Genomic DNA, 25,359 nt, shown 5'->3' on the forward strand with positions numbered 1-25,359 from the left:
CGTGGTGAAGGACGAGGACGCTTCGCGTCACCGCGTCGCGCCCTGCCGAATTACGCGCCCCGCGACGGGAGTTCCACGCGCAGTGTCAGGCCGCCGGAAGCTTCGGGCGGCCTGTGAGGGTGCCGTGGTGGGTTTCCCCCGGTGAGCGGCGCCGTCCGACAAAGTCCGCGGTGGCAAGTGGCGTACCCGGCCCGCTGTTTCAACGTTGGAAACCTGAGTGACAGCGGAATGACGGCACGTCGCCCGGCGGCTGTCCAGAGGTTCGGCAACAGGTGTCCCCGCTCGTCCACATCCGGGCATGTCAGCCTGCCGCGTCGGCTCGGACACGCTTCGGAAACGTCGCTGCAACCCTCTTGCCGCTGGCGCCAAGGCGCCTATATAACGTTGTAAAGCCAGTCGGAGACAGCCCGGAACTGAGCCAGTTACACGGCTTTCCCGCAGCTCACAGCCTCTTTCGGCAACCGTACGCCCACGCTCCGGTCATCCAGGGCGGCACGGCTGCACTCCCGCACTGCCCGTGACCGTACGCCGCCCGGCGGCGCCGTCCCGTCCGCCAAGGAGTGTCCTTTCATGACCACCACGCGCAGGTCCCGCACGCTCTCCGCCGTAGGCCTCTCCGTCGCGGCCATCACGCTTGCCGCCACCGGCTGTTCGAAGTCGGAGACGACCGACAACGGGGGCAGCGACGCGTCCCAGGCTGCGCAGTCCGCCAAGACGCCGGAGGCGAGTTCCGGCCCGGGTTGCGCCCTGACCGCCTACGGTGCCCCGAAGGTCGACCTGAAGAACGCAATCGTCGGCTTCTCCCAGTCGGAGAAGGAGGCCAACCCCTTCCGCATCGCCGAGACGCAGTCCATCAAGGACGAGGCGGCGAAGGTCGGGGTCAAGAAGCTGCTGACCACCAATGCGCAGTCGCAACTGTCCAAGCAGATCAGCGACATCCAGGACATGCTCGCCCAGGGGGCACAGTTCCTCATCGTCGCCCCGCTCAACTCCGACGGTCTTGAGCCGGCCCTCAAGGCCGCGGCCGACAAGCACGTGCCGGTCCTGACGATCGACCGGAAGATCAACGCCACGGCGTGCAAGGACTACCTCGCCTTCCTGGGCTCGGACTTCGTGGAGCAGGGCAAGCGGGCAGCCGACGCGATGATCAAGGCCACGGGCGGCAAGGGCAAGGTCGCCATTCTGCTGGGCGCCTCCGGAAACAACGTCACCACCGACCGCACCAAGGGGTTCGTCGACCAGATCAAGGCCAAGTCGCCCGGTCTGGAGATCGTCGCCCAGCAGACCGGCGAGTTCGCACGCGACAAGGGCCAGCAGGTCATGGAGCAGCTCATTCAGTCCAAGCCGGAGATCACCGCGGTCTACGCCGAGAACGACGAGATGGGCCTCGGCGCGCTCACCGCTCTCAAGGGTGCCGGCAAGAAGCCCGGCAAGGACATCAAGATCGTCTCTATCGATGGCACGCGCAACGCCGTCCAGGCCCTGGCCAACGGCGAGTACAACGCGGTCATCGAGTCCAACCCGAGGTTCGGCCCGCTCGCCTTCGCGACCGCGCAGAAGTTCTACGGTGGCGAGTCCATCCCGGAGAACGTCATCATCTCCGACCGCGCCTACGACGAGGCCAACGCCAAGTCGTCGATCGGCGGAGCGTACTGACCATGCCCGCTGCGGGCCGTCACGACCCCCGTCTCATCTCGTGGCGGCCTGGGATCCACCCATACGATCTCCGGAAGGCCAGGTTGATGGCACCCCCCGAAGCGGCAGCGTCCGCTGCGGCAGGCGCGCAGCCGCCGAACGCACCGGCACTGCTGCAGGCCCGCGGCGTCAGCAAGCGGTTCCCCGGCGTAGTCGCCCTCGACGACGTCTCGTTCACCGTTCACGCGGCAGAGACCCACGCCCTCGTCGGCGAGAACGGGGCGGGCAAGTCCACCTTGATCAAGGTGCTCACCGGCGTCCACCGCCCGGACGGCGGCGAACTGCTGCTGTCCGGACGGCAGATGCACTTCACTCGCCCCTTCGAGGCGCAGCAGGCGGGCATCTCCACGATCTACCAGGAGGTGAACCTTGTCCCTCTGATGAGCGTGGCCCGCAACATCTTCCTCGGCCGTGAGCCCAAGTCCCGTTTCGGGCTGATCGATTTCGGGCGCATGCACAGCGAGGCGGCCGAGCTGCTCGCCCGGTTCGGCGTCCGCGTCGATCCCCGGCGGCCGCTGCACACCTTGGGCGTCGGGACGCAGCAGATGGTCGCGCTGGCCCGCGCAGTGTCTGTCCAGGCCCAGGTGGTGGTCATGGACGAACCCACCTCATCCCTGGAACCACGAGAGGTGGAGACCCTGTTCCAGGTCATCGGGGATTTGCGGCGGCAGAACATCGCTGTCGTCTACGTCAGCCACCGCATGGACGAGCTGTATCGCGTCTGCGACCGGGTCACCGTTCTGCGCGACGGCCGGCACGTCCACACAGGCGACCTGGCCGACGTGGACCGCATGCACCTGGTGTCCATGATGCTCGGCCGGGAGATCACGGAGGTCCGCCGGCACGGCGTGACAGCATTCGGCGGCGAGGGACATGACGTCGCGCGCCGGCCCGTCCTCACGGCCAACGGTCTGACCCGCAGACATCAATTGGACGACATCAGCCTGGATCTCCATGCGGGTGAAGTGCTCGGACTTGGCGGCCTGTTGGGATCCGGGCGCAGCGAGACGGCCAAGGCGCTGGCCGGCGCCCTGCCCCTGGACGCGGGAGAGATCAGCATTGCAGGCAGGTCCCTGCGTCGGACGACCTCCGCGAGTGCCATCCGCGCCGGGATCAGTCTGTTGCCCGAGGACCGTAAGGCGGAGGGCATCGTGCCGGGCCTGTCGGTCCGGGAGAACATCGTGCTCGCCGCCATGCCCCGGCTGTCCCGGGCCGGCGTCGTCTCGCGCAAGCAGCAGGACCGCATCGTGGACGTTTTCATGAAGCGGCTGCGGATCAAGGCCTCCAGCCCGGAGCAGAAGGTCGGTGAACTCTCCGGCGGCAACCAGCAGAAGGTGCTGCTCGCGCGATGGCTGTGCCTGGAGCCCAAGGTGCTGCTGCTGGATGAGCCCACTCGCGGCATCGACGTCGGCGCCAAGGCCGAGGTGCAGGCGCTCATCGACGAACTGGCCCAGGAAGGCCTCGCCGTCCTGCTGATCTCCTCCGACCTCGAGGAACTGGTCGAGGGCTCCGACCGGATCGTGGTGTTGCGGGGCGGGTCCGTGGCCGGAGAGCTGACCGGCGATCAGGTCGGCGAGAGCGCACTGCTGGAAGTGCTCGCCGACCATTCCGCAGCCGCTGCTCCGGCAGGAACGGATCCCGCCCCGGACTCCGATACCACCGGCGCCGGCCCGCACATCCCGGCCAAGACCTCGGCCGGCAAGGAGGATCTGCGATGACCAGCCCAGCGACCGTAGTGCCGGGGCGCGGCCTGTCACAGCTGCGCGGCCCCGCATGGTTCCAGGAGTACGGCGTGTACGCCGCAGTGGCCGCGCTGCTGGTCTTCAACGCCTTCTTCACAGAACACTTCGTCACCGTCGACAATTTCCGCACCCAGTTGATCCAGGCCGCCCCGGTTGTCATCGTGGCTCTGGGCATGGCTCTGGTGATCGGCACCGAGGGCGTGGACCTGTCCGTGGGTTCGGCCATGGCGCTGGCCGCCGCCCTGCTGCCGCTCTACCTCGGCTACGGCCTCGTGCCGGCCCTCCTCATCGCTCTCCTGGCCGGCGCCGTGGTCGGCGCGGTGAACGGCACCTTGGTGTCGCTGGTCGGCCTTCAACCCATCGTCGCCACCCTCGCGCTGTTCGTCGGCGGCCGCGGGATCGCCCTGGTCGTGGCCGACGGCCGGCTGAAGCAGATCGCCAACCGCGATCTGCTCGCCCTGGGCACCGGAAGCTTCCTCGGCATCCCGCTGGTCGTTCTGATCGCCGGTGTGCTGGCGCTCGCTGTGGCCTTCCTGGTACACCGCACCACTTTCGGCCGACAGGTCGTCGCGATCGGTGGGAACCGCCCCGCGGCGGCACTGGCAGGTCTGCCGGTCAAACGGGTCCTGACCGGTGTGTACGTCCTGTGCGGCGTGCTCGCGGCGCTGGCGGGCGTGCTGGCCACCGCCCGGCTCACCGCCAGCGACCCCTCCTCCCTGGGCAACTTGATGGAGCTGTCCGCGATCACCGCCGTGGTCGTGGGCGGGACACCGCTCAGCGGCGGTTCCATCCGCGTCCTCGGCACCGTCGCCGGCGCCCTGCTCATGCAGCTGCTGCGCGCCACCCTGGTCAAGCACGATCTGCCCGACTCCGCCGCCCAGATAGCCCAGGCGGCCATCATTCTCGCCGCCGTCTACGTCGCCCGGGAGCGCCGATCCCGATGAAACTCCTCTCAGCACTCGGTTCCTCCGAGGCCGGTTCCCGACCGCCGGCCGCATCCGTTCCGCCCGGCAGCCCGCCCCGGCAGCACGCCGCTGCCGAACAGCCGACCGGCAGGGAGCGCTTCGCCTCACTGGTCCAACGCCAGGGCGTACTCGCCGTTCTGGTCCTCGTGGTGGTTGTCTCGTCGTTCGTCTATCCGACCTTCGCCACCATGGACAATGCCCGTGGAGTGACGGTCCAGGCATCCTTCCTCGCCATCGTGGCACTGGGCATGACCCTGGTGATCATCACGGGTGGCATCGACCTGTCCGTCGGCTCGGTATTCGCGCTCGGCGGCGTACTCGCGGCCTGGGCCTCGCAATGGGGCATCCTCCCGGCCCTGCTGGTCCCACTCGCCGTGTGCGGAGCGATCGGCGCCCTCAACGGACTCCTCATCGCAGGCGCCGGTCTGGCGCCGTTCATCGTCACCCTCGCCTCGCTGCTGGCCGCCCGTGGGCTGCTGCTTGCCATCACCGACGAGGGCTCCACGACGTACCTGGTTCCCAAGGAGTCGGCCTTCGCCCACATCGGGCAGGGCGGCATCTGGGGATTCGGCTGTCCGATCCTGATCGCGGCAGTGCTCTTCGGCGCCGGAGGTCTGGTCCTGCAACGCACCTCCTTCGGCCAGACACTGTTCGCCGTGGGCGGCAGCGCCGACGCGGCGACGCTCATGGGTCTCCCCGTCGCCCGAGCGAAAGTCATGGTCTACCTGCTCAGCGGGCTACTGGCCGGCCTGGCAGGCGCGATCAACGCGGCGCGGCTCTCCTCCGGCGTCACCATCATCGGTGTCGGCATGGAACTTGACGCCATCTCGGCGGTCGTCATCGGAGGCACGCTGCTCATCGGAGGCGCGGGTTCGGTGAGCGGCACACTGTGGGGGGTGCTGCTGCTCGCGGTGATCCAGAACCTCATCAACCAGATCGGTTCGCTCAATTCCTCCTACCAGTCCGTGGTCAGCGGCGGCTTCCTGATCGTGGTCGTGGTGGCGCAGCGATACCTGGCACGGAGCCGCAGAACCACCTGAGGAACGCCGGGTGCCGCACGGCCGCAGTGCCGGCGGCGCCCGGCGCACAGCATGCCGGACCCGGATGTCTCCGGGCCCCGGTCCGGTCCAGCGAAGGAGTGCAGTGGGCGTCAGTCTGAAAGACGTCGCGCAGCGGGCGGGCGTTTCGGTCAAGACCGTGTCGAACGTGGTGAACAACTATCCCCACGTCACACCGCACATGCGCGCAAAGGTGCAGCAGGCCATCGACGAACTCGGTTACCGCCCCAACCTCACCGCGCGCCATCTGCGTAAAGGACGCACCGGCATCATCGCCCTCGCCGTCCCCGAACTCGGCAACCCGTACTTCGCCGAGTTGGCCGGCGCGGTCATCGACGCGGCCGCCCGGTACGACTACACCGTTCTGGTGGACCACACGGCCGGACTGCGTGAGCAGGAGGTCCTGGTCAGCCAGGGATTTCGCTCCCATGTCATCGACGGACTCATTCTGAGTCCGATCCATCTGGAAACGGAGGACCTGACCGGGCGGGACGAGACTGCGCCGCTGGTGCTGCTGGGGGAGCGGGAGTACGAGGCCCCCTACGATCACATCGCCATCGACAACGTGGCCGCGGCTCGTGAGGCAGTCCGTCATCTCCTCTCCATCGGACGCCGGCGGATCGCCTTCATCGGTTCCCGCACCGGCCGTGAGCGCCAGCCGGCACACCTGCGGTTGCGCGGCTGGCGGGAAGAACTCGTCGCCGCCGGACTGGAGCCCGACGAAGACCTGGTTGCCGCAACCGACGGCTACGGACGCGCCGACGGCGCCACCGCCATGGCCGCTTTGCTGGACCGCGGTGAGCAGCCCGACGCCGTCTTCGCCTACAACGACCTGATCGCCATCGGGGCGATGCGTACGCTCACCGAGCGGGGCCTCATCGTGCCCGACGACGTCGCCGTGGTCGGCTTCGACGACATCGAGGAGAGCCGGTTCGGCGCCGTCACCCTCACCACGATCTCCCCCGACAAGCAGGCCATCGCCCGTCTCGCCGTGGAGAGCCTCGTCGAACGGCTCGCCGGCCATCGGGCCGAACCCCTCCGGGCCCGGCCCGGATACCGCCTCCTCGTCCGCGAGTCCACCAGTACCGGCGGGCCCGCCGCGAAGGCGGTCCGAACCGGGCACCGCTAGGACCTGGCTGCCCGCGGCTGAGGTGCGAACCCGGCTGCTCCGCACGAACACCGCTCACGACGAGGACTCCTCATGCCCCGGCCCACCCTGCACCGCAGCCCTTGCGGAACCTCCCCCGGGGGCGAGGACGTCGATCTGTTGCGTCTGGACTCCGGTACCGGTGTGCGGGCCGAAGTCCTCACGTACGGCGGCATCCTGCACTCGCTGTCCGTGCCCGACGCGACAGGCGACACCTCCTCCGTCGTGCTGTCGCTCGCCTCCGTCGGCCAGTACGCCGAGAAGAGCCCGTATTTCGGCGCGTTCATCGGCCGTTACGCCAACCGCACCACGCCGACTACCCCACCGCTGTGCTGCGTCCTGACGAGGTCCGGCACAGCCGCACCGAGTACCGCTTTCCGCATCTGACCGCGACGGGGGAGCGAGCAGCCGGCCCGCCAGAGATCACTGAGAGGAAGTGAATCAGTGCCGCGTCCCTGGCGCCACCGCGCCCATCGGCACCAAGATCAGCTTTACCGGCACCGACATCCTGCGCACCGAACACGGCAAGGTCGTCGAGTACTGGCTCCACTCCGACACCATCGTGCTCCTCGGTCAGCTCGGCGCCGGCGCCAAGTAACCACCCACACCACAGCCCATAGAAAAAGGGTCACGCAGTCCGGCGGCCGTCTTCGGCAGGGCTCGCAGGTGCGGGCTCATGAGCCGGCCGGCTGGCACCGGGGGCACCACACAGTGCCGCGCCCGCCGACACGCTTGCGGCTCAGCGTCCCATCGCAGCGCGGGCACGTCGGGTTGGGGTCGTCCCGGCGGCCGGTGAGCCAGGACTTCCGTGTGGGAACGCGCCCGGCGCGCACCGCCGAGCGCAGGGTGCGGCGCATTTGTGTGTGCAGTCGGCGGCGCTCGTCGTCGGTCAGCTCGTCGGCCCGGCGTTCCGGATGCAGGCGGGCGCGCCACAGGATCTCGTCGGCGAGCAGATTGCCGAGCCCGGCGAGCACGGACTGGTCAGTGAGGGCCGACTTGATGCGGCCGCGCCGACGGGACAGCAGCTCGTCGAACTCGGCCCGGTCCACCTCCATCGCGTCAGGCCCCTGGTCGTCCAGGATCCGCGCGACGTCGGCGTCGTCTGCGAGCCAGAGGCCCTGCAACTTGCGCTGGTCGCGGTAGCTCAGGTGGTCCCGGCCTACGGTGAACACGACGCGGTCGTGCGGGTGGGGCGGGTCCGTCTCGTGGCAGCAGACCAGCTGTCCGGTCATCCCGAAGTGCAGCAGCACAGTGGGACCGTCGGTGCGGGCGAGCAGCCACTTGCCGTGCCGCTCCGGTTCGCGGAACCGGCGGCCTTCCAGGTCGCGGCTCAGCCGCTCCGCGCTCACCCCGTGCAGGACGCCCGCGTCGTTCACCTCGACCCGCTTGATCCGCTTGCCCTGCGCGCAGGAGGCGAGGACTTCGCGGAACCCCTCGACATCGGGCAGCTCGGGCATGACATCACCCGCCGATCTTCGTACCCCCTTGGCGGTTGGCAGCACATCCAGGGTGGCACCGCGAATGGATCACCACCAGGCGACCACCACCACCGGGCGATGCGCAGGCCCCTGGGTTTGTGGCCCCGCGGCCACTACCCCTTGACCGCACCCGAGGTGAGCCCCTGGACGATATGGCGGCTGGCGAAGGCGAAGAGCACCATCGTCGGCAGAATCGTGAGCACCGCCGCCGCAGACATCGAACCCCAGTCGATGTTGAAGCTCGAGATGAAGCCGTTCAACGCCGTGGGGATCGTCTTGTTGTCGTCGCTGTTCATGAGCGTGACCGAAAGGAAGAGCTCGTTCCAGCAGTTCACGAAGTTGAAGATGAACGCGGCGATGATGCCCGGCTTCATCACCGGCAGGAGCACCCGGAAGAGGGCCCCGAACCGTGAGAGGCCGTCGATCATGGCGGCTTCCTCCAGTGCGTCCGGGATGTTCGCGAAGAATCCACGGAGCATCACCGTGCAGAAGGGGATGCAGACCCCGACGTACACCAGGATGAGCCCGAGCCGGTTGTCCACCAGTTTCAGCTCGGTCATCATCAGGTACAGCGGGCCCAGCGCGATGAAGGTGGGGATCATCTGCGTGATCAGAGCCGCCATCAGCAGCGCGCTCTTGCTCCGGAATTCGAAACGGGCCAGCACATAAGCCGACAGCATCGAGATCGCGGTTGCCACCGCGCCTGCGACCGTCGCGACGATCAGGCTGTTGGTGAGATAGACGCCGAACTGCGCATTGCTGAACAGTCCGGCGTAGTTCTCCAGCGAGAAGTGCTCCGGCCAGTAGGCGATCGGGAACGTGAAGATGTCGCCTGGGCTCTTCAGCGATGTAATGGTGATCCAGTACAGCGGGAAGACCGTGACGACTAGCCAGAGCGCGAGGAAGGTGACTCTGGTGACGCGTCCCGGAACGGACTCCTTGTTGATCACGAAATTGCTCCCTTCTTCTCGCGCGTGGCCATGAGGTAGAAGACCGAGAAGACCAGCAGCACCGCGACGACGATGAGACCGAGCGCGGACGCCTTCCCGTAGTCACCCTGCTGCGTGATCGTGATCATCCACGTGGTCACGATGTGCGTCTCGTTGTTCGGGCCGCCGCCGGTCATTCCGAAGATGATGTCGGGGAAGTTGAAGATCCAGATCACCCGCAGCAGCACGGTCAGCGCCAGCGTCACCCGGATGTAGGGAATGGTGACCTGGAACAGTGTGCGGACCTTGCCGGCCCCGTCGAGTTCGGCCGCCTCGTACAGCTCGTTGGGGACCGACTGCAGTGCGGCCAGGATCATGATGGAGAAAAAGGTGACGCCGTACCAGATGTTGGCGACGATGACGGCGATCATCGCCATCTTCGGATCCGCGAGCCAGGCGATCGGCTGGTCGATCAGTCCCGCCTTCTCCAGAAGGTCGTTGACGACCCCGAACTCGCTGTTGAACATCCAGCGGAACAGTATGCCGATGAGGAATCCGGAAATGGCCCAGGGGAAGAAGATCAGCGCCTGGTACAGCCCGCGGAAGCGGAAACGGCGGCGCAGCCACAGCGCGATGGCGAAACCGATCACGAACTGGGGAATGATGGAAGCGAACACCCACAGCGCGGTATTGCTGAGGACGGTGCTCCATGCCGGATCCGTGAAGATCGCCTGGAAGTTCTCGAAGCCCACCCAGGACGTGTCGGTGAGGTCCGTGAGGTTCCAGTGGCGGAAGGCCATCTGACTGCCCCGGAGCATGGGGTAGTAGATGAAGACAGCGACGAAGAGTACGGCCGGGGCCATGTACGCGGCGATGACCAGGCCGCGGCGTGCCGTGAAGGCCGGCTTGCGCGGACGCTGACTGGACGTTGTCGGTGCGGGCCGAGCGCCCCCCTTGAGGGAGGGGCGCTCCACCTGCTCGTAGGTCGATCGGGTCACGTCCGCCTTCCCCTCAGCCCTTGCTCTTCCACTTCTCGGTCCAGTACTTGTCCCAGCTGTCGAGCAGCTGCTTCGGGGTCATCTTGCCGAGCAGCACCCGCTGGATCTCCGCGTCGGCCTTCTGGGACCACTCGGTCCACCAGGGCGCGTCACGGGGCTGGGTGACGGTGATGTACTTGTCCGGGTTCTCGGTCATCGTCACGTAGCTGGCCCACGGACCGGTCTTGTAGAACTCGTCCTCGCTTGCCGCTTTGAGGATCGGGACCAGGCTGTTCTCCTTGCTGAAGGTGGTCGACGCCTCGCCCTGCGAGAGGAACTTGATCAGCTTGATGGACTCCGCCTTGTGCTTGCTGCCCTTGGCGATTCCCCAGCCGGCGGTCGCCAGCGGCTGAACGGCCTTACCGCCTGGACCTGCGAGCAGGGGAGCGGTGGTCCACTGGTCCTTCTTGATCGCCTTCGACTGCCCCACCGTCGCGATCACTTCGGGGTCCTGGAGCAGGAACGCAGTGGAACCGTTTGAGAAGCCCTCGACCATCTCCGGGTATCCCCATGCGACCGACGACGGCGGCGACGCCTGCTTGAACAGCTTGAAGTAGGTGTTCAGCGCGTCGAGGGCCTCCGGCGCGGAGAAGATCGTGCTGCCGTCGGTGAGCTTGTAGCCGTTCTCGCGGTCGACCTTGTCGGCGACGTACGCCTCGATGGCCGCGGTCACATTGCCGTTGGCGTTGGTTCCGCCCCGGAACGCATAGCCGTACTTGCGCTTGCCCTTGTCCTGGATCGCGGTGGCCTGCTCCAGCAGCTCGTCCCAGTTCGTGGGCGGACTACTGGATCCGGCTTCCTTGATCAGGTCGGTACGGTAGAAGAGGCTCAGCCCGTAGAAGCCGTACGGGACGAAGTACGTGTTTCCCTTGGCGTTCTTGGAGGCCTTGGTGGCGTTCTCGGTCATGTCCTTCCAGCCGGCCCACCCCTCAAGGTCCTTGCCCATGTCGTAGAGCCAGCCGTTGGTCGACCACGGGCCGGCGGTGATGTCCCGGACTTCCAGGGTGTCGACGCCGCTGCCGGACTGGAGCATCTGCTGGATCTTCTGATCTGCCTGGTCGGTCGGCGGCGAGATCAGATTGACCTTGATCTTCGGGTTTTCCTTCTGGAATTCCGCGATGAGTTTCTTCAGGAGCTCTGTGCGGGCGGGGTTCGTCAGGCTCTCCACCATCTGAAGGGTGACGGTCCCGTCACTCGCACTCGTGGAGCAGCCCGTCAGTACCATCGCGGCAGCGATGCCGAGGGCGGCTATTGCCTTCCTTCTTCTCAACTGTCCTCCTCCATAGGTGTGATTCCGGCAAAGCAGCGTCGGGTGGGAACGTGCCTCGCGCGTCTCTACGGTGCGGCGTCCGCAGTGCGGGCCCACTCGCCGAGCACCGGGACGCAGCGCTCGGCGAAGTACTCGAAGTCGGCGGCCGTGTTGTACACATGCGTCGACAGACGGATGTAGCCGACGCCGTCGAAGCTGGTGAACGCCGCTGCGACGCCCAGCTCCTGCGCCACCCGATCGCGCAGCGCGTCGGCGGCGGCATGGCTGGTGGCCAGGCCTGCGGGCAGGCGCACCAGCCGCAGGGCGTTGACCGGCATGCCGACGTCAACTGCGCTGCTTGTACCGGTGAGTTCGGCGAAGGCGTCGCCGACGATCCGCTCCGCATAGTCGGCCAGGTCCTGCATATAGCTACGTGCCGTCTTCCAGCCCCAGGTGCGCTCGATGAAGTCGAGAGAGGTCGGCGCCGCGAGATAGCTGGTGACGTCCACCGTTCCCTGGGTGTCGAAGCGCTCGGGGAACGGATCGGCGGCGCCCCAGGAGTCGATCAGCGGACAGAGGTCGTCGCGCAGCGCGCCGCGGGCGACCAGAGCCGATGTGCCACGGGGGGCGCAGCCGAACTTGTGAAGGTTGCCGATCCAGAAGTCGCACTCCAGACCGGAGAGAGGATCGTCGATCAGGCCGGGAACGTGCGCCCCGTCCACGAGGAGCGGGATGCCGCGCCTCCGCGCCTCGGCGCCGATCCGCTCCACGGGCATCCGGCGCGCGGTGGCCGAGGTGATGTGGTCCACGACGATCAGTTCCGTCGCGTCGCTGAGCTCGGCGGCGATCGCTTCGTAGGCGTGCTTCTCGTCTGCGTCGAGGGGAACCCTCACCGTGCGAACGGTGCCGCCCCAGCGCCTCGCGAGGCGCTGGGCCCCCATGGTGACCGCTCCGTAGCCATGGTCCGTCACGATGATCTCGCCGCCGCGTCTGGCCGGCAGGTTCGCGTAGACGACGCTCGCGCCGCCACTCGCATTCGGCACGAGAGCGAGGTCTTCCACGGCGACGCGCAGGAACGCGGCGATGTCAGCTCTGGCAGTAGCGACCCGCTTGGGGAGTGCCGGGAACCACACCAGCGGGGACCGTTCCATCTCCTTGCGCAACCGGTTCTGTTCGTCCTGCGCGACGACCGGCACCGCCCCGAACGATCCGTGGTTGAGATGTTTGTGCCCGGGGTCCAGCGACCAGGCTTCCGCGGCGGCCCGCCCGTCAGGGAGGAGCAGCGGGCGTGGTTCTGGGGTGAGGTCGGTCTCGCTCACGTGACTCCCGATCTCCCGTGATCTTCCAGATCGCATGTGACATCAGATGATTCTCAAAAGAGATATGACGACTTGGGGCGGCATCCTGACATGCAGCCCCTGGCGAGAGCAATAGCCTCGCGCCGGTTCGTGTGGACGCGTCAGTCTGATGACCGGCGGTCGACCAGACACCTTCTACCAAGTGCTGAGTTTTACCTTGCAAAATAAGGATGATTGGCGCTGATACCTTGTGTTGTTGTTCTCTGCTGGCGTGTGACTGTGCGTCTACTGTCGGCTGGTCTGTAGTCTTGATCGGGTCGAGAAGCCGTCCGGGCGTCGCTCGGGCGCAAAGTCATCTAATGACTTCTTGTTGATCCGGATGCACTGTCTGATGACTCGGTAGACTGTTCGGAGGTCGGGCGATGCTGCCGGGCCATCCGGGGAGGAAGCGATGTCCGCAGTCGACAAGGCATTTCACGGCCTCAGGCACATGATCGCCACCGGTCGTCTCGGCGCGGGGGAGCGTATTCCGCCCGAGAACGAGCTGTGCGAGGAGCTTGGTGTGTCCCGGGGGCCCCTCCGCGAGGCGGTGCGGATGCTCGTGGCGCTGCGCATCGTCGAGCCGCGTCACGGCTCGGGCACCTACGTCTCCCAGCTGCGGCCGGAAGACATCATCGGCAGCCTCTCGTTGACCGTCGACCTCCTGCCGCTGAGCGGGCTGCTCGAGGTGTACGAGCTCCGGCGCGTTCTGGAATCCCACGTCGCTGCTCAGGCGGCTGCTCGTGTGACACCCGAAGCGCTGAAGACGATCTTCGGACACATCGAGGCGATGGAAGCGATGGAGGCGATGGAGGACCCGTCCAAGATCTCCGAGATCGACCACCGCTTCCACACGGCGATCGCGCGGATCGGAGGCAACCCGACTTTGGAGTCCCTGCTCGGCGTGTTCCGCGCGCGCTCACGCGCTTACCAGGTGTTCACGCTTCCCGAGAGTGCTGAGATCAAGCGTGCAAGCGATGAGGAACACCGGGCGATTGCCACGGCGATCGCCAATCGGGACCCTGTCGCCGCTGCCAGCGCGGCGGCGACCCACGTCGCTCACACGGAGAGATGGCTGCACGCCTTTCTGCCGTCTGCGGAGGGGGACAGCCCGAACACGTCGTCGTGACGACCACGCATGCGGCTGCGGCAGCTGCGTGATCAGTAACGGCGATGGCCCGCGTCACGAGCTGTTTCTCCCAAGAGGTCTGGACGCTGCAGACGTGGTGAGTAGCCGCGACACCGCGTGATCATGTCGTGGTGTCCCGGAGCCACAAGATGAGCGAAACTCGCCGCCGTCGCCGACGTCTTGGCCCTGACTCTGTGCGAGGCGCCACTTGGCGACAGTCATTTCGGCGAGGAACCCTCGGTGCGCTGGTAGTGGAGGAGGACGACCCCGTTGCCGAACGTCCGGGTCTCGGCGAGGTCGGCACCACCGAGCGCCAGATCTCCGCCCGGCTTCGCCTTGAGCGCCATGATCTCCTCGACGACGACGTCCCGCACGATGGTGGTGTTCGGGTCGGTGTCGGCGGTCGGCCAGAACTCGGCCATGAGCTCATAGGTGACCCGTCCGTTGAGGAAGGCGCCCATCGTCCTGAGCTGCTCGTTGAAGTGGCTGTGCAGCTCGTCATCGACCATGTGCCAGTCGATCTGCCGCTCCGGTCCCTCGATGAAGCCATCAAGAGACACCGACATACTCAAGATGATTTTTCTCATCGCGGTCGTCACCGAAGTCGTCAGGGATCGAGGTTCCACCGACCAGATCGCACGGAGCCCATCGAGGGCGGCGCCGTCGTCTACCACTGCGTGAACGTGGGCTACCACCTGCAGGTCGAGGTGATGCCCCATATCCAGCGGGCCGTGCTCGGTGCGGTCGAGGCGATCGGAGCTCGGCTCGTCGTCCTGGACACCCTTTACCCGTACCGGCCTACCGGCGGGATCCCGATGACCGAAGACACCCCCTGGAATGCCACCACCCGCAAGGGCCGCATGCGCGCCGAGCTGGACGCCGCCTACCTTGCCGCCCACCGCTCGGGCCGCGCCCGCGTGGTGCTGGGCCGCTCGGCGGACTTCGCCGGCCCCGGCGTGATCAACTCCACCCTCGGCGGCGCGGTCTTCCCCGGCGCGCTCACCGCAGGCCCGGTACTCGCCCTGGGCGACATCGACCTGCCGCACAGCTACACCGACATCCGCGAGGTTGCCGCCGGCCTCGCCACCCTCGGCGAGCATCCCGAGGCCGACGGCCGGGTCTGGCACCTGCCCACCGCCCCACCGCCTTCCAGCACGCCTTCGGCGCCACCGCCCGCCCACTGGAGACCACGGTCGCCGACACCCTGGAGTGGTTCCGCCCATGGCTCGACATCAAGGCTGCGTAGTCGCGTTGAGCCCACTGCGCGGCCGACGCGAGCTGCGCCCAAGTTTGTGCGCGACCTGCGGAACGTCACGGTCAGGTGAGGATTCACGACATCGGAACGTTCCTGCCCGGTCAGTGTGAGGCAGGTGCCGGGCAAAGAACGAGAGCACGTAATTGCGCACCATCGGCACTGATGTGGCCGGGTCGATCGCCCCGACCAGCTTGATCCGGTTGTCCGCCGTCATCAGTCCGCCGGCTTGCAACTGGGGCGCTATGGCGCCGTAGTCCGTGAACACCCAGTGCGCGGCGTTGTCGAGCTGCCGCCGGCGGGTGCACCCTTGCGAGTGGGCGAGCATGGCCGACCAGGAACGCTCCAACCCCTTCTTGTCGGGGAACCCATCGGTTCCCAACAGGAGCAACGGCCGGTTAGCCCCGTGCTCGGCAATCGGGAACAGCTTCCCTTCCTGGCCGGGCGTCTCGGGCGGAAAGTCCAGATAGCCCTCCAAGTTGACGGCCGCGTCGATGCGGTGATCCTCGTACATCGTCTCGGCCGCGGTGGTGCCGCCGGCCGAGTGGCCGTAGATGCCCACCCGCCGCAGATCCAGCGCACGACCGAGGTTCTCCGGCAACGCGCGTCCCTCCGCGTCCGGGTTCCGCCCCGCTGCCAGCACTTCCAGCTGGTTCAGTACAAACCGGGTATCCGAGATCCGGGTGCCGATCATGGTGCGGGCGAGCTGCGGATCCGCCCGGGGATCTCCCCTCAAAACGGTCTCACGAAGCACCGTGTCCCTGTACGCCGTCCTGCTGGGAAACTCGACCTCTGTGGCATCCCCGGGGTGGTCGATGGTCACCACCACGTAGCCGTGGCTCGCCAGTTCTTCGGCGATCCCGGTGCCCATGGTGCGCGGGTCGCCGCCTCCCGGGCTGTACAGCAGCACCGGTCGCCGTACGGCCTGTGCGGGCGCGCCCGTGTGCGAATGCGTCGTGGTGACTGCCCAGTTCACACCCGCATGCGGCAACTCCGGATGCGCCATGGGGCAGAGCGCCGTGAACGACTCCGCGGCTTTCTTGGCCATCTGCCGTGCGACCGGGTAGCCGCGGACGGTGCGGGCGGGATAGAACACCGTGACCATCACTTCGCGGACGGGGATGGTGCTGTCCCACGGGTCGCGCCTGGAGCGATCGACCAGATACAGCGTGGTGACCCCGATCCGGTACGGGCCGGTCGGCGCCGGCAACCGCACGGTGACGTTGTCCGCGGCGCGTGCCTGGGTGATGCCCCCGCCGCCCGAGAGCAGCAGCGCGGCGGCCAGTACAGCTGACTTGGTGACGGTCCGCCGGTCTACTGCGGCGGCACCCTCACCCCTGGGAACGACATCAAAGCCTCGCTCGAGCGCACACGCTCGGCCTGCACGCTCACCGTCGCCGAACTTACTGCGAAACATGGCTCCCCTTTGTGACTCTGTGACTTCAGTCCTTAGCGCCTTCAGACAGCCCCCTGAGTGAATGAAGAGGGCATGACCTGAATGCTGGCGCCCAGCGGGGAGCGCAGGCGATCATTTAGGCTCTGCCCGAAACGATGGCGCAGCGCGGCCAGGGAGAGTAGTGATCCGGATCCATTTCACGGCCGCCGACTTGGCCCGGGTCCGGTTCGCGTCCCGGCCGGCCCCGTTGCAAGAACTGAACGTGGCTCTCATGAGGATGTGCCGCCCGGACGACGAGTTGCTTTTCGGTCGCTGGAGACGACGGTTGCTCCAGTCCTTGCCGGTCACCGTCGGGCCGCTGAGGGACCTGGTCCCTACGGGGGAGGCCCCCAACTTCATCGACGTGGTCAGCGACAATCTGAAGGACGGATTGGACACCGTCCGAGCTTCGCGCCCGGACCTGGTCCGCTCCGAAATCGAGCGAGTGTACGCCAAACGCGCGTCGCCGGCTCCGCTGTGGATACGCGACCTGCACAGCGGTGATGCCGATGCCTGGCAACTCCTCCGCCGCGCACAGCATGCGGCCTTCGATACGGTACTGCGCCCCGTGTGGCCCCTGGTGCAGGACCTGCACCAGACGGAGTTCACCCGTCACGCCCTGGCCGTGGCTGAGCACGGCATCGGCGCCGCACTCTCCGCACTTGTCCCTGGCACCCGGCTGCACGAGGGCGTCTGGGAGTTCGAGGGGCCCAGTGACAGGGACATCAAGCTGCGCGGTCGCGGCGTGGTGCTACTGCCCACCTTCCACTGGACCGGCCATCCCCTCATCTCCCACCTGCCCGATCGCCCCCTGGTCCTGACTTACCCGGCCGGTCCGGGCCTGCCGCTCCTGCCGACCGGTCCGGGCGGCACGGACGACGCGCTGGCCGGGGTGCTCGGGCGAACCCGCGTCGACATACTGCTCCTGCTCGCGGAGGAGCACACCACCAGCGAGCTCGCCCGGCGGCTGCGCGTCAGCAATGCCACTGTTTCCGCCCACACCGCCGCGCTGCGCGGCGCGGGCCTGATCACCACGGCCCGCGCCGGACGGGCGGTCCTGCACCAGCGCACTGCTCTGGGGGGTTTGCTGGTTCAGCGACGCAGTGGAACGCGGAGCGCGAACAGCTGAGGTCCAGAGGCCAATGCCGCGCTGGGGCTACGGCTTGCGCGTGCGCGACGCGCCTCGGAGGGGCGCCGCGCCGCCGAGGCGCCGATGGGCAGTGTCGGCGCAGTCAGTAGCGCTCGACCATCGACGCTCCGCCGTATCTGGAGCCGGAAAGGCCAAGCGTCGCGTCGTATGCCCTCTTGTGATCGCCGCTCTTGTCGTGCGCCTCGATGGCGTCCGAAACCGCGTCACGCAGCGCCTTGTCATCCTTGTTCATGCCGATGCCGTAGGGCTCCTCGGTGAACGGGCTCCCGACGACCTTCAGCTTCTCCGGGCGCTGGGCTGCGTAGCCCATGAGGATGGCATCGTCCGTGGTGACGGCATCGACCTCGTCATTGAGCAATTTCTGAACGCACTCGTTGTACTTGGACGTTTCGACGGTCGTGGTGTTGTAATCGGGCTTCTTGATCTCCTTGATCGCGGTTGAGCCCTTGACCGAGCAGACCGTCTTGCCCTGAAGGGAATACGGACCGCTGATCGTCCCGTCGTTCTTGCGGACCAGGAGGTCGGCGCCCGCCGTGTAGTACGGGCCGGCGAAGCCCACTTTCTTCTTGCGCTCGTCGTTGATCGTGTACGTGCCGACGTACAGGTCGACCTCGCCGTTGGAGATGGAGGCCTCGCGGTTGCGGGTGTCGACCGTTTTGAACTCGATCTTGTCCGGCGAGAACCCGAGGTCGGCGGCGATCATCTTGGCGATCTCGATGTCGAAGCCGGACCGCTTGCCGCCCGCGTCCTCGAAGCCGAGGAACGGCTGGTCGTTCTTGGCGCCGATGACGAGCTTGCCCGCCTTCTGGGCCTTCTTCAGGGTCGGAGAGTCGATCTTGACGTTCTTGGCGACCGTGTAAGTGGGCAGCGTCGGCTGGTCCCCGCTGTCCGAGCTACCGGTGGGACTGTCACCGGCACTGCCGGACTCGCTGTCACAGGCGGTTGCCGTGAGGGCGACCGCAAGCACGGCGATCGTCGCGAGTGCGGCGGACTTGCAGGGCTTCATCGTGAAACATCCTTCGTATCAACAGCTGCGGCAGGCTCAACGGTTGGGGACAAGGGCGTCGCCGCAGGACGTCGCGCGTCAAGGGTGCAGGATCTTGGACAGTGAGTCCTTGGTCCGGTCGCTGCGTGGGTTGTTGCAGAACTCATCCGGCGATGCCTCTTCGACGATCTTGCCGTCGGCCACGAGCACGACCCGCTTCACGGCGGACCGTGCAAAGCCCATCTCGTGCGTGACGACGATCGTCGTTGTCGCGTCGCGCGCGAGCTGCGTAGGGAGGACAGTAAGGAGTCGATCCTCTCGGCGTCATTACATCTGAGCAGAACTTGAGCATCACGGTCCGGCTACGGCCGGACATATCCGGCATAGACCTGGGCTGCCCACCGGGCACACCTACTCTCGATCCACGGAGCGGGCCGGCCGACTTGCTGCCCCCTCCACACTCGCCCGAGTGCGAGGATGCGTAGCGTTCTCCCATGCCTGAACTCCAGCGCCTTCGCCTCGACCACGCCCCGGCCCTGCTCGCGTTCGAGCAGGAGAACCGGGCCTACTTCGCCGCGTCGATTCCAGACCGTGGCGACGACTACTTCACCCATTTCGACGCACGGCACCGTGACCTGCTCGCCGAGCAGGCCGCCGGGCTGCACTTCTTCCACGTGCTGGTGGGCAGCGGCGGTGAGGTGCTGGGGCGGGTCAACCTGATCGATGTGGCGGACGGTTCTGCCGAGCTCGGGTACCGGATCGCCGAGAGGGCGGCCCGTCAAGGCCTGGCCACGACCGCCGTCCACCAGACATGCGCCCTGGCCGCTACGGAGTACGGTCTGACCACGCTGCGGGCCGTGACGACGCTCGACAACGCCGGCTCGCGAGCCGTGCTGGCCCGTACGGGATTCGTACCCACCGGCGAGACCCTGCTGGGCGGCCGCCCAGGGATCTGCTACGAACGTGACTTGAGTGGGCTGTTCCGGGCCCCTGTCGCATGATGATGGCGGCTCGTGGAGCCGGGGTGAGCGTCCGGGCTTCGCTCCGCACCCCCGAACAGCGCTACCTGCCCGGCGACTTGCTGGACCGTCTGCTCGCCGGCGGCGTAGCCTCTCCCGCTGATGCCCCCGCTGAAGGCCTGCCCCATGGTGCCCGAGCAGCAGCAGGGCCCTTCGGCGCCCGCCCGGCGCACGGACTTTCAAAGACCTTCCGTTCTTGTTGAGCAGAACAGTCCTCGTCTCCGTATGTGTCGGTGTTGTGCTGTGCCTCCGCCCGAGCGGGTGAGGGCACGGTCCGACTCGGCCGAGGGCATGAAGTCCCCGGTGTGCGAAGGCAACCAAGGAGGGGCGGACTTGTGAGCTACAGACAGAGACACAAGCGGTCCAGATGGATCGGCATGACAGTCGCGGGAGTGGCAGCAATGGCCGTGGGGGGCGGGGCTCTCCTGATGACCGACAACAGCGCCTCGGCCAGCCGGGAATCCGCGCGCCAGCCGGCGGCGGCGCAGGCGCCGATGACCATCAACTGCCCTGACGTCGCAGTCCGTTTGTCGAGTGTGCCGCAGGAGGCGCGGCCCACTGTGGACAATGAACTGGCGCAGCTGGATACCCAGGTCGCAGATGCCTATGGGCAACTCGCCGCGGGTGGCGCGAAAGCCGACCAGAATTGGGTGCGCACGCGGGTGTTGGATCCGCTGTCGTCCCAGCGCCGCAGCACACTGGACCGTATCGCGGCCGAGATCGACCGGGTCTCGACCAGCCCGGAGGGACTGGACTCGCTGGCGTCCTGCACGGTCAAGCGGGACGACGTGGCCCCCGCTTCCGCGTCCGGGTCCGACGCTGCGGCTCCCGGCGCCCCCGCTGCGAGCGCCCCTGCTGCGAGCGCCCCTGCTCCCGGTGCCTCCGCTCCGGCCGCAGGCGGTCAGGCGCAGACCGGTCCCCGAAGGTCGGACTTCGTGGACATCCGCAAAGTACGGCCCAATGTCGCCAACCCCCGCCTACAGCCCAATGCCTCCCGCGGCACGTTCAAGTCGCGCTGCGGGCGTAACGAGAACAAGCACTTCAACCCCGACAACGTGATCGTCGCACCCGGCGTCAGCAACGGCGCCCACCACATGCACGACTACGTCGGCAATCTCGAGACCGACGCCTTCTCCAGCAATGACGACCTCGCCACCGCCGAGACGACATGCACCAACGGAGACCGCTCCACCCACTACTGGCCGGTCCTGCGACTGCGCAACGGAAAGAACGAGGGTGACGTAAACCTCCCCGGCGGAGGACAGGACGGCAACGTCGGACGCATTCTCCAGCCCGCTTCAGTGCAACTCACCTTCCGCGGCAGCCCCGTCGGCAAAGTCACGGCGATGCCCACGTTCCTGCGCATCATCACTGGCGACGCCAAGGCGTTCACCAACGGAACAGCCAACGCCAACGCCTCGTGGAGCTGCACCGGCTTCGAGAACCGACAGCTGAAGGACAAGTACCCGCTGTGCCCGCGGGGCAGCAATGTGGTGCGTACGTTCAAGTTCCAGAGCTGCTGGGACGGTCAGAACACCGACAGTGCGAACCATCGCACGCATGTGGCCTTCGCCCAGGCCAACGGCTCGTGCCCCAAGGGATTCCGGGCCATCCCGCAGCTGGTCCAGCGGATCACGTACAAGATTTCGCCCGGCTCGGTGTTCGCCGTCGACAGCTTCCCTGAGCAGTTGCACAAGCCGGTGACGGACCATGGCGACTTCATCAACGTGATGTCCTCGTCGCTGATGAGGAACGCAGTGAGCTGCATCAACAACGGCCGTAGGTGCGGCTGACGCCCGGACCCGGCACGGCGAACGCTACGTCGCTGCCGGGTCCACCACAGTGCGGGCGGGCGGCACAGCCGGCCGCCAGCCCAGGTCAGGAGTCGTCGCCGGTCCCGGTCACATGCGCGCTGCTGTTCCGAGCTGTGCTGACGCCGTCTCGAGCGGGGTGAGGACCGGTGCGCGGACGACCGTGGGGGCGGTGTGGCAGGTGAAACCGAGACGTGTCAGCGCCCTGGTCACTTCGCCGGCGGTGAAGTCGCGGCGATCCTGTCCGGTGATCACTTCGCCCACCTGCTTGACGGGGAAGATGCGGCGGCCGATGGTCACGGAGTCACCGGTGACGGGTTCAGGCTTGATGCCCGTCATCGATTGCTGAACATCACTCTTGACCAGGTCGAAGGGGAAGCGGGCGATGACGCAGCGCATAGTGCCTCAACAGGGTTGGAGGGAAGGGCGGACGAATGCCGGCCCGGGGAGATCAGCGTGTGAGGGTGAGGACGCCGAGGATGTACCCCTCCTCGTCGACCACAGGCGAGACACCAAGCTTTCGGGCCCGCATGGCGTAATCCGCTTCGACCAGCGACGTTTCGGACAGGGTGAACGGCCCCCGGTCGTGGACGATGTCCCGCAACCGCGTGTCCTCGGCGTACCAGGAGCCGCTGCGGTACGCGGTGAGCTGGGCCCGGGAGACCAGGCCGGCGCAGCGGTCGTCCTCACCGCGGACGATCAGGTGCCCCACGCCGGCGCCGATGAGGACGGACAGGGCCACATCGACGATCATGTCATCGCCGACCTGCGGTCCCGGTGAGGTCATGGCGTCGGCGGCGGTCAGCCCGATCCGGTCCGTCTGCCGCGGTTGCGTGAGGATCAGCGTCAATGGACACCTTCTGTGTTCGGTGGATCAATGGACCGCGGCGACCGCCGGGGCTGCGATTTCATGCGGCGCTTGTGTACGAGGTCGGGCGCTGCGAGGTGCCTGCCCGCCCTTGGGACGAAGCGGGGGAGCGGCGGCCCTGGGCGCTGCGGCTGCGTCGGCCACCGGTGGAGGAGGTGCTGCGCTTGGGGCGCTCCACAACCGGTGCGGTAATGGTGACGGGTACACCCGAGGGGGCCTGGGCGCCGGTGATGCGGCTCAGTTCGGCCTCGCCGGAGCGGACCTGCGCGGTCTGCGGGGTGATGCCGGCGGCGGCCATCAGGCGCGTCATGTCGCGGCGCTGGTTGGGCAGGACCAGGGTGACGACGCTGCCGGACTCTCCGGCGCGGGCGGTGCGCCCGCCTCGGTGCAGGTAGTCCTTGTGGTCGCTGGGCGGGTCGACGTTGACGACGAGGTCGAGGTTGTCGACGTGGATGCCGCGGGCCGCGACGTTGGTGGCGACCAGCACTGTGACGTGGCCGGTCTTGAACTGGGCCAGTGTGCGGGTGCGTTGGGGCTGGGACTTGCCGCCATGCAGCGCGGCGGCGCGTACACCACTGTGCAGCAGGTGCTTGGTGAGCTGGTCAACGGCGTGCTTGGTGTCCAGGAACATGATCACCCGCCCGTCGCGGGCGGCGATCTCGGTGGCGGTGGCGTACTTGTCGGCGCCGTGGACGTGCAGTACGTGGTGCTCCATCGTGGTGACCGTGGCTGCCGAGGGGTCCACCGAGTGGACCACGGGGTCGTTCAGGTACCGGCGGACCAGGAGGTCGACGTTGCGGTCCAGGGTGGCGGAGAAGAGCATCCGCTGACCGCCGGGACGGACCTGGTCCAGCAGCTCGGTGACCTGCGGCATGAAGCCCATGTCCGCCATCTGGTCCGCCTCGTCCAAGACGGTGATGTCCACCCGGTCCAGACGGCAGTCCTTGCGCTCGATGAGGTCCTTGAGCCGTCCCGGGGTCGCGACAACGACCTCGGCCCCACCACGCAGGGCGCCGGCCTGGCGGCCGATCGACATCCCACCGACCACCGTCGCCAGCCGCAGCTTCAGCGAACGGGCGTACGGGGTGAGCGCGTCGGTGACCTGTTGCGCCAGCTCCCGGGTGGGAACCAGGACCAGAGCCAGCGGCTGCCGGGGCTCGGCGCGTTTGCCCTCGGTTCGAGCCAGCAGGGCCAGGCCGAAGGCGAGTGTCTTGCCCGAGCCGGTGCGGCCGCGGCCCAGAACGTCGCGGCCGGCCAGGGTGTTCGGCAGGGTTGCAGCCTGGATCGGGAACGGCACGGTCACGCCCTCGGTGCGGAGCGCCGCCAGCAGCGGCGCGGGCATATCCAGTTCGGCGAACGCCTCGACGGCCGACAGGGCCGGGGTAACGGTGACGGGGAGCGCGAACTCCCCCTGCAGTGCGGCGGGACGGCGTCCGTAGCCGCCGGAGCGGCCGGAGGTACCCGAGCGGCCCGGATTGCCCTGGCGCCCCTGTGACTGCGAACGGAAGCCGCCGCCTCTGCCGGAGCCGGCGGTGCCGCCCTTGCGGGTGCGGGAGTAGCGGTCGTTCGTGCGAGCTGCGCGGTTCATGCAAAACCTTCCTCGATGCGGCACGCATCCAGGAATTCTCGGCAGCAGTGAGCGGCATAGAGAATTGCAAGAACGAGCCGAAGTGAAAACGAAGACGAAGTCCGGCCGCCGCCGACGCAAAAGGCGGGGGGCGGACACGTAAAATTGACTGACATGCACCGCAGCGGCTGGGATGCAAAATCATGGGGAACGGGCGGACCTGTGTCCTGCAGGAGTCGTGAGCGAATCGTCCGCCGTACGGTGAGGAAAAATGTTGCGTCTCGCCGTGTGTGAAGTCGCTGCGGCCCGGCCGGCCCGGAGAAATGCAACGAGCTGGGGCCCGCACCCCAAGGTGCGGGCCCCAGCTACGTCGTGCGCGTCAGCGTCAGGCGGGAACGATGTTCTCGGCCTGCGGGCCCTTCTGGCCCTGCGTGACGTCGAAGTTCACCTTCTGGCCCTCCTGCAGCTCGCGGAAGCCCTGGGCGGCGATGTTCGAGTAGTGGGCGAAGACGTCAGCGCCGCCGCCGTCCTGCTCGATGAAGCCGAAACCCTTTTCCGCGTTGAACCACTTGACGGTGCCAGTAGCCATGTCATATCTCCTTCGGGGCAGTGCCCGGTGCCCGCACTGTGCGAGCTCCGCGTCGCCGCGATGATTGCCCCGTCCGGAAAGAATCCGGAAATACAGAAGTGCACGCTCCGGCAAAAACGCCGGCACGGGCACTTGAAGTCTCTGGGAACCACAACTGCAACTGAGAACAACGGTAGCACGGCGCAAGCGGACGGGCGCGGCGAGTAATATCACTCCGCCCGCTGCACTATAAACCCTCATCGGGCATCGCTCGAATATCTATGCCTGCGGCAATAGATATTCGGGTGTGCGGAGCTCGTCCGAGTCATCCGAGCGAAACGGACTGCGCTGCCGACGCGGTGTCGGGTATGCGAGCGCGACCTCTTCGCCAGGCCGGCGAACGCCAGGCCTGTCCGGGTGTGCCGTGATTTGGGGCGAGGCTTCTCCGATGCCCGGGCGTCAGTCGGGGCGTCAGTCAGGAGCCGGCGGCTCCGCCCGAGTCTGCCGTGGGCCGGCGCAGTTCCTCGTTGATTCGCAGGGCTTCCTCGAGCTGGTCTTCCAGAATGACGATGCGGCAGGCTGCGTCGATCGGCGTGCCGCCGTCGACCAGTTCGCGCGCGCGAGCGGCGATACGCAGTTGGTAGCGGGAGTAGCGGCGATGGCCGCCTTCGGACCGCAGCGGGGTGATCAGCCGGGCTTCGCCGACCGCCCGGAGGAAGCCGGGCGTGGCGCCGATCATTTCGGCGGCGCGACCCATGGTGTAGGCGGGGTAGTCGTCATCGTCGAATCGATCGGTGGTGTGCGGCGGGATCTCTGGGGGCATTTGCACCTCTTCCTGGAACGCGTCGAGGGGCCCCGGTGCGTACGCACCGGGGCCCCGCGGGGTATCAACACCAAAAAGCGCCGCGGTTCGCGGGGATTCCTATTACGACTTTGCC

The 25,359-nt window shown here is 67.3% G+C and carries 24 protein-coding genes and 2 pseudogenes; 12 read left to right on the top strand and 14 right to left on the bottom strand.

Features of this window, described 5'->3' with window-relative positions; all coding sequences use genetic code 11:
- The first annotated feature begins 570 nt into the window (after positions 1–570).
- The 7 genes from ACZ3H8_RS28415 to ACZ3H8_RS28445 all read left to right on the top strand — a co-directional run bounded on the left by ACZ3H8_RS28415 (position 571) and on the right by ACZ3H8_RS28445 (position 7,205).
- Positions 571–1,656, top strand: a complete 1,086-nt coding sequence (locus tag ACZ3H8_RS28415; RefSeq protein WP_467406660.1) for an ABC transporter substrate-binding protein — start codon at positions 571–573, stop codon at positions 1,654–1,656.
- Between the two features lie 86 nt (positions 1,657–1,742).
- On the top strand, positions 1,743–3,413 hold the full coding sequence (locus tag ACZ3H8_RS28420; protein ID WP_467406663.1) for a sugar ABC transporter ATP-binding protein: 1,671 nt from the start codon (positions 1,743–1,745) through the stop codon (positions 3,411–3,413).
- The gene (locus ACZ3H8_RS28425) at positions 3,410–4,381 is read left to right on the top strand and encodes an ABC transporter permease (RefSeq protein WP_467406665.1); all 972 of its coding nucleotides are present in this window, start codon (positions 3,410–3,412) and stop codon (positions 4,379–4,381) included. Before ACZ3H8_RS28420 ends, ACZ3H8_RS28425 begins: the two co-directional genes overlap by 4 nt.
- A complete protein-coding gene (locus tag ACZ3H8_RS28430) occupies positions 4,378–5,442 on the top strand; it encodes an ABC transporter permease (RefSeq protein ID WP_467406668.1) in 1,065 nt (354 codons plus the stop codon). The genes ACZ3H8_RS28425 and ACZ3H8_RS28430 overlap by 4 nt, the downstream gene beginning before the upstream one ends.
- 103 nt (positions 5,443–5,545) lie before the next feature.
- Positions 5,546–6,589: a LacI family DNA-binding transcriptional regulator gene (locus tag ACZ3H8_RS28435; RefSeq protein ID WP_467406669.1), complete on the top strand. Its 1,044-nt coding sequence runs from the start codon at positions 5,546–5,548 to the stop codon at positions 6,587–6,589.
- A gap of 72 nt (positions 6,590–6,661) precedes the next feature.
- Positions 6,662–6,994 carry an aldose epimerase family protein gene (locus tag ACZ3H8_RS28440; RefSeq protein WP_467406670.1) on the top strand — a complete coding sequence of 111 codons (333 nt, stop codon included), beginning with the start codon at positions 6,662–6,664 and terminating at the stop codon, positions 6,992–6,994.
- 49 nt (positions 6,995–7,043) lie between these two features.
- Positions 7,044–7,205 (top strand): hypothetical protein, encoded by a 162-nt coding sequence (locus ACZ3H8_RS28445; protein WP_467406673.1) that lies wholly within the window; start codon positions 7,044–7,046, stop codon positions 7,203–7,205.
- 76 nt (positions 7,206–7,281) lie between these two features.
- Here ACZ3H8_RS28445 and ACZ3H8_RS28450 read toward each other — a convergent pair whose 3' ends face one another.
- The 5 genes from ACZ3H8_RS28450 to ACZ3H8_RS28470 form a co-directional block, all read right to left on the bottom strand.
- A complete protein-coding gene (locus ACZ3H8_RS28450) occupies positions 7,282–8,064 on the bottom strand; it encodes an Fpg/Nei family DNA glycosylase (RefSeq protein WP_467406676.1) in 783 nt (260 codons plus the stop codon).
- Positions 8,065–8,198: 134 nt separating this feature from the next.
- Complete coding sequence (locus ACZ3H8_RS28455) at positions 8,199–9,035, bottom strand: carbohydrate ABC transporter permease (protein WP_398985014.1); 837 nt, start codon at positions 9,033–9,035, stop codon at positions 8,199–8,201.
- The gene (locus tag ACZ3H8_RS28460) at positions 9,032–10,012 is read right to left on the bottom strand and encodes a carbohydrate ABC transporter permease (RefSeq protein ID WP_467406678.1); all 981 of its coding nucleotides are present in this window, start codon (positions 10,010–10,012) and stop codon (positions 9,032–9,034) included. Before ACZ3H8_RS28460 ends, ACZ3H8_RS28455 begins: the two co-directional genes overlap by 4 nt.
- A 13-nt stretch (positions 10,013–10,025) precedes the next feature.
- Complete coding sequence (locus tag ACZ3H8_RS28465; protein ID WP_467406681.1) at positions 10,026–11,321, bottom strand: ABC transporter substrate-binding protein; 1,296 nt, start codon at positions 11,319–11,321, stop codon at positions 10,026–10,028.
- Positions 11,322–11,386: 65 nt separating this feature from the next.
- Positions 11,387–12,619 carry an aminotransferase class V-fold PLP-dependent enzyme gene (locus ACZ3H8_RS28470; protein ID WP_467406683.1) on the bottom strand — a complete coding sequence of 411 codons (1,233 nt, stop codon included), beginning with the start codon at positions 12,617–12,619 and terminating at the stop codon, positions 11,387–11,389.
- Between the two features lie 430 nt (positions 12,620–13,049).
- Between ACZ3H8_RS28470 and ACZ3H8_RS28475 the strand changes: the two genes are divergently transcribed.
- Positions 13,050–13,766, top strand: a complete 717-nt coding sequence (locus ACZ3H8_RS28475; protein ID WP_467406686.1) for a FadR/GntR family transcriptional regulator — start codon at positions 13,050–13,052, stop codon at positions 13,764–13,766.
- Positions 13,767–13,984: 218 nt separating this feature from the next.
- Here the strand turns inward: ACZ3H8_RS28475 and ACZ3H8_RS28480 are convergent, their stop codons facing one another.
- Positions 13,985–14,353 (bottom strand): dihydrofolate reductase family protein, encoded by a 369-nt coding sequence (locus ACZ3H8_RS28480; RefSeq protein WP_467406688.1) that lies wholly within the window; start codon positions 14,351–14,353, stop codon positions 13,985–13,987.
- 60 nt (positions 14,354–14,413) lie between these two features.
- Between ACZ3H8_RS28480 and ACZ3H8_RS28485 the strand changes: the two are divergent.
- Positions 14,414–14,908: pseudogene (locus tag ACZ3H8_RS28485) on the top strand (Rossmann-fold NAD(P)-binding domain-containing protein); the annotation flags it as partial.
- Positions 14,909–14,998: 90 nt separating this feature from the next.
- Here ACZ3H8_RS28485 and ACZ3H8_RS28490 read toward each other — a convergent pair.
- Complete coding sequence (locus ACZ3H8_RS28490) at positions 14,999–16,435, bottom strand: alpha/beta hydrolase family protein (RefSeq protein ID WP_467406691.1); 1,437 nt, start codon at positions 16,433–16,435, stop codon at positions 14,999–15,001.
- Positions 16,436–16,595: 160 nt separating this feature from the next.
- Here ACZ3H8_RS28490 and ACZ3H8_RS28495 point away from each other — a divergent pair, with 160 nt between their 5' ends.
- Positions 16,596–17,582: an ArsR/SmtB family transcription factor gene (locus tag ACZ3H8_RS28495; protein ID WP_467406693.1), complete on the top strand. Its 987-nt coding sequence runs from the start codon at positions 16,596–16,598 to the stop codon at positions 17,580–17,582.
- 103 nt (positions 17,583–17,685) lie between these two features.
- Here the strand turns inward: ACZ3H8_RS28495 and ACZ3H8_RS28500 are convergent, their stop codons facing one another.
- Together ACZ3H8_RS28500 and ACZ3H8_RS28505 are read right to left on the bottom strand one after the other, a co-directional pair.
- Positions 17,686–18,609, bottom strand: coding sequence for a glutamate ABC transporter substrate-binding protein (locus ACZ3H8_RS28500; protein WP_467406695.1), 924 nt, complete (start codon positions 18,607–18,609; stop codon positions 17,686–17,688).
- 78 nt (positions 18,610–18,687) lie between these two features.
- Positions 18,688–18,876 (bottom strand): annotated as a pseudogene (locus ACZ3H8_RS28505) (amino acid ABC transporter ATP-binding protein); the annotation flags it as partial.
- Positions 18,877–19,082: 206 nt separating this feature from the next.
- Between ACZ3H8_RS28505 and ACZ3H8_RS28510 the strand changes: the two are divergent.
- On the top strand, positions 19,083–19,589 hold the full coding sequence (locus tag ACZ3H8_RS28510) for a GNAT family N-acetyltransferase (protein WP_467406698.1): 507 nt from the start codon (positions 19,083–19,085) through the stop codon (positions 19,587–19,589).
- Positions 19,590–20,035: 446 nt separating this feature from the next.
- Positions 20,036–21,400, top strand: a complete 1,365-nt coding sequence (locus ACZ3H8_RS28515; RefSeq protein ID WP_467406700.1) for a DUF1996 domain-containing protein — start codon at positions 20,036–20,038, stop codon at positions 21,398–21,400.
- 108 nt (positions 21,401–21,508) lie between these two features.
- Here the strand turns inward: ACZ3H8_RS28515 and ACZ3H8_RS28520 are convergent, their stop codons facing one another.
- The 5 genes from ACZ3H8_RS28520 to ACZ3H8_RS28540 form a co-directional block, all read right to left on the bottom strand.
- Positions 21,509–21,817 (bottom strand): SCO5918 family protein, encoded by a 309-nt coding sequence (locus ACZ3H8_RS28520; protein ID WP_467406702.1) that lies wholly within the window; start codon positions 21,815–21,817, stop codon positions 21,509–21,511.
- A gap of 52 nt (positions 21,818–21,869) precedes the next feature.
- Complete coding sequence (locus ACZ3H8_RS28525) at positions 21,870–22,268, bottom strand: CBS domain-containing protein (protein WP_467406704.1); 399 nt, start codon at positions 22,266–22,268, stop codon at positions 21,870–21,872.
- Between the two features lie 58 nt (positions 22,269–22,326).
- Positions 22,327–23,874 (bottom strand): DEAD/DEAH box helicase, encoded by a 1,548-nt coding sequence (locus ACZ3H8_RS28530; protein WP_467406707.1) that lies wholly within the window; start codon positions 23,872–23,874, stop codon positions 22,327–22,329.
- A 364-nt stretch (positions 23,875–24,238) separates the two neighbouring features.
- Positions 24,239–24,442 carry a cold-shock protein gene (locus tag ACZ3H8_RS28535; RefSeq protein WP_069775160.1) on the bottom strand — a complete coding sequence of 68 codons (204 nt, stop codon included), beginning with the start codon at positions 24,440–24,442 and terminating at the stop codon, positions 24,239–24,241.
- 454 nt (positions 24,443–24,896) lie between these two features.
- The gene (locus tag ACZ3H8_RS28540) at positions 24,897–25,244 is read right to left on the bottom strand and encodes a MerR family transcriptional regulator (RefSeq protein WP_467406709.1); all 348 of its coding nucleotides are present in this window, start codon (positions 25,242–25,244) and stop codon (positions 24,897–24,899) included.
- Positions 25,245–25,359 lie beyond the last annotated feature (115 nt).

This window comes from Streptomyces sp. NPDC002868 (assembly GCF_055563295.1).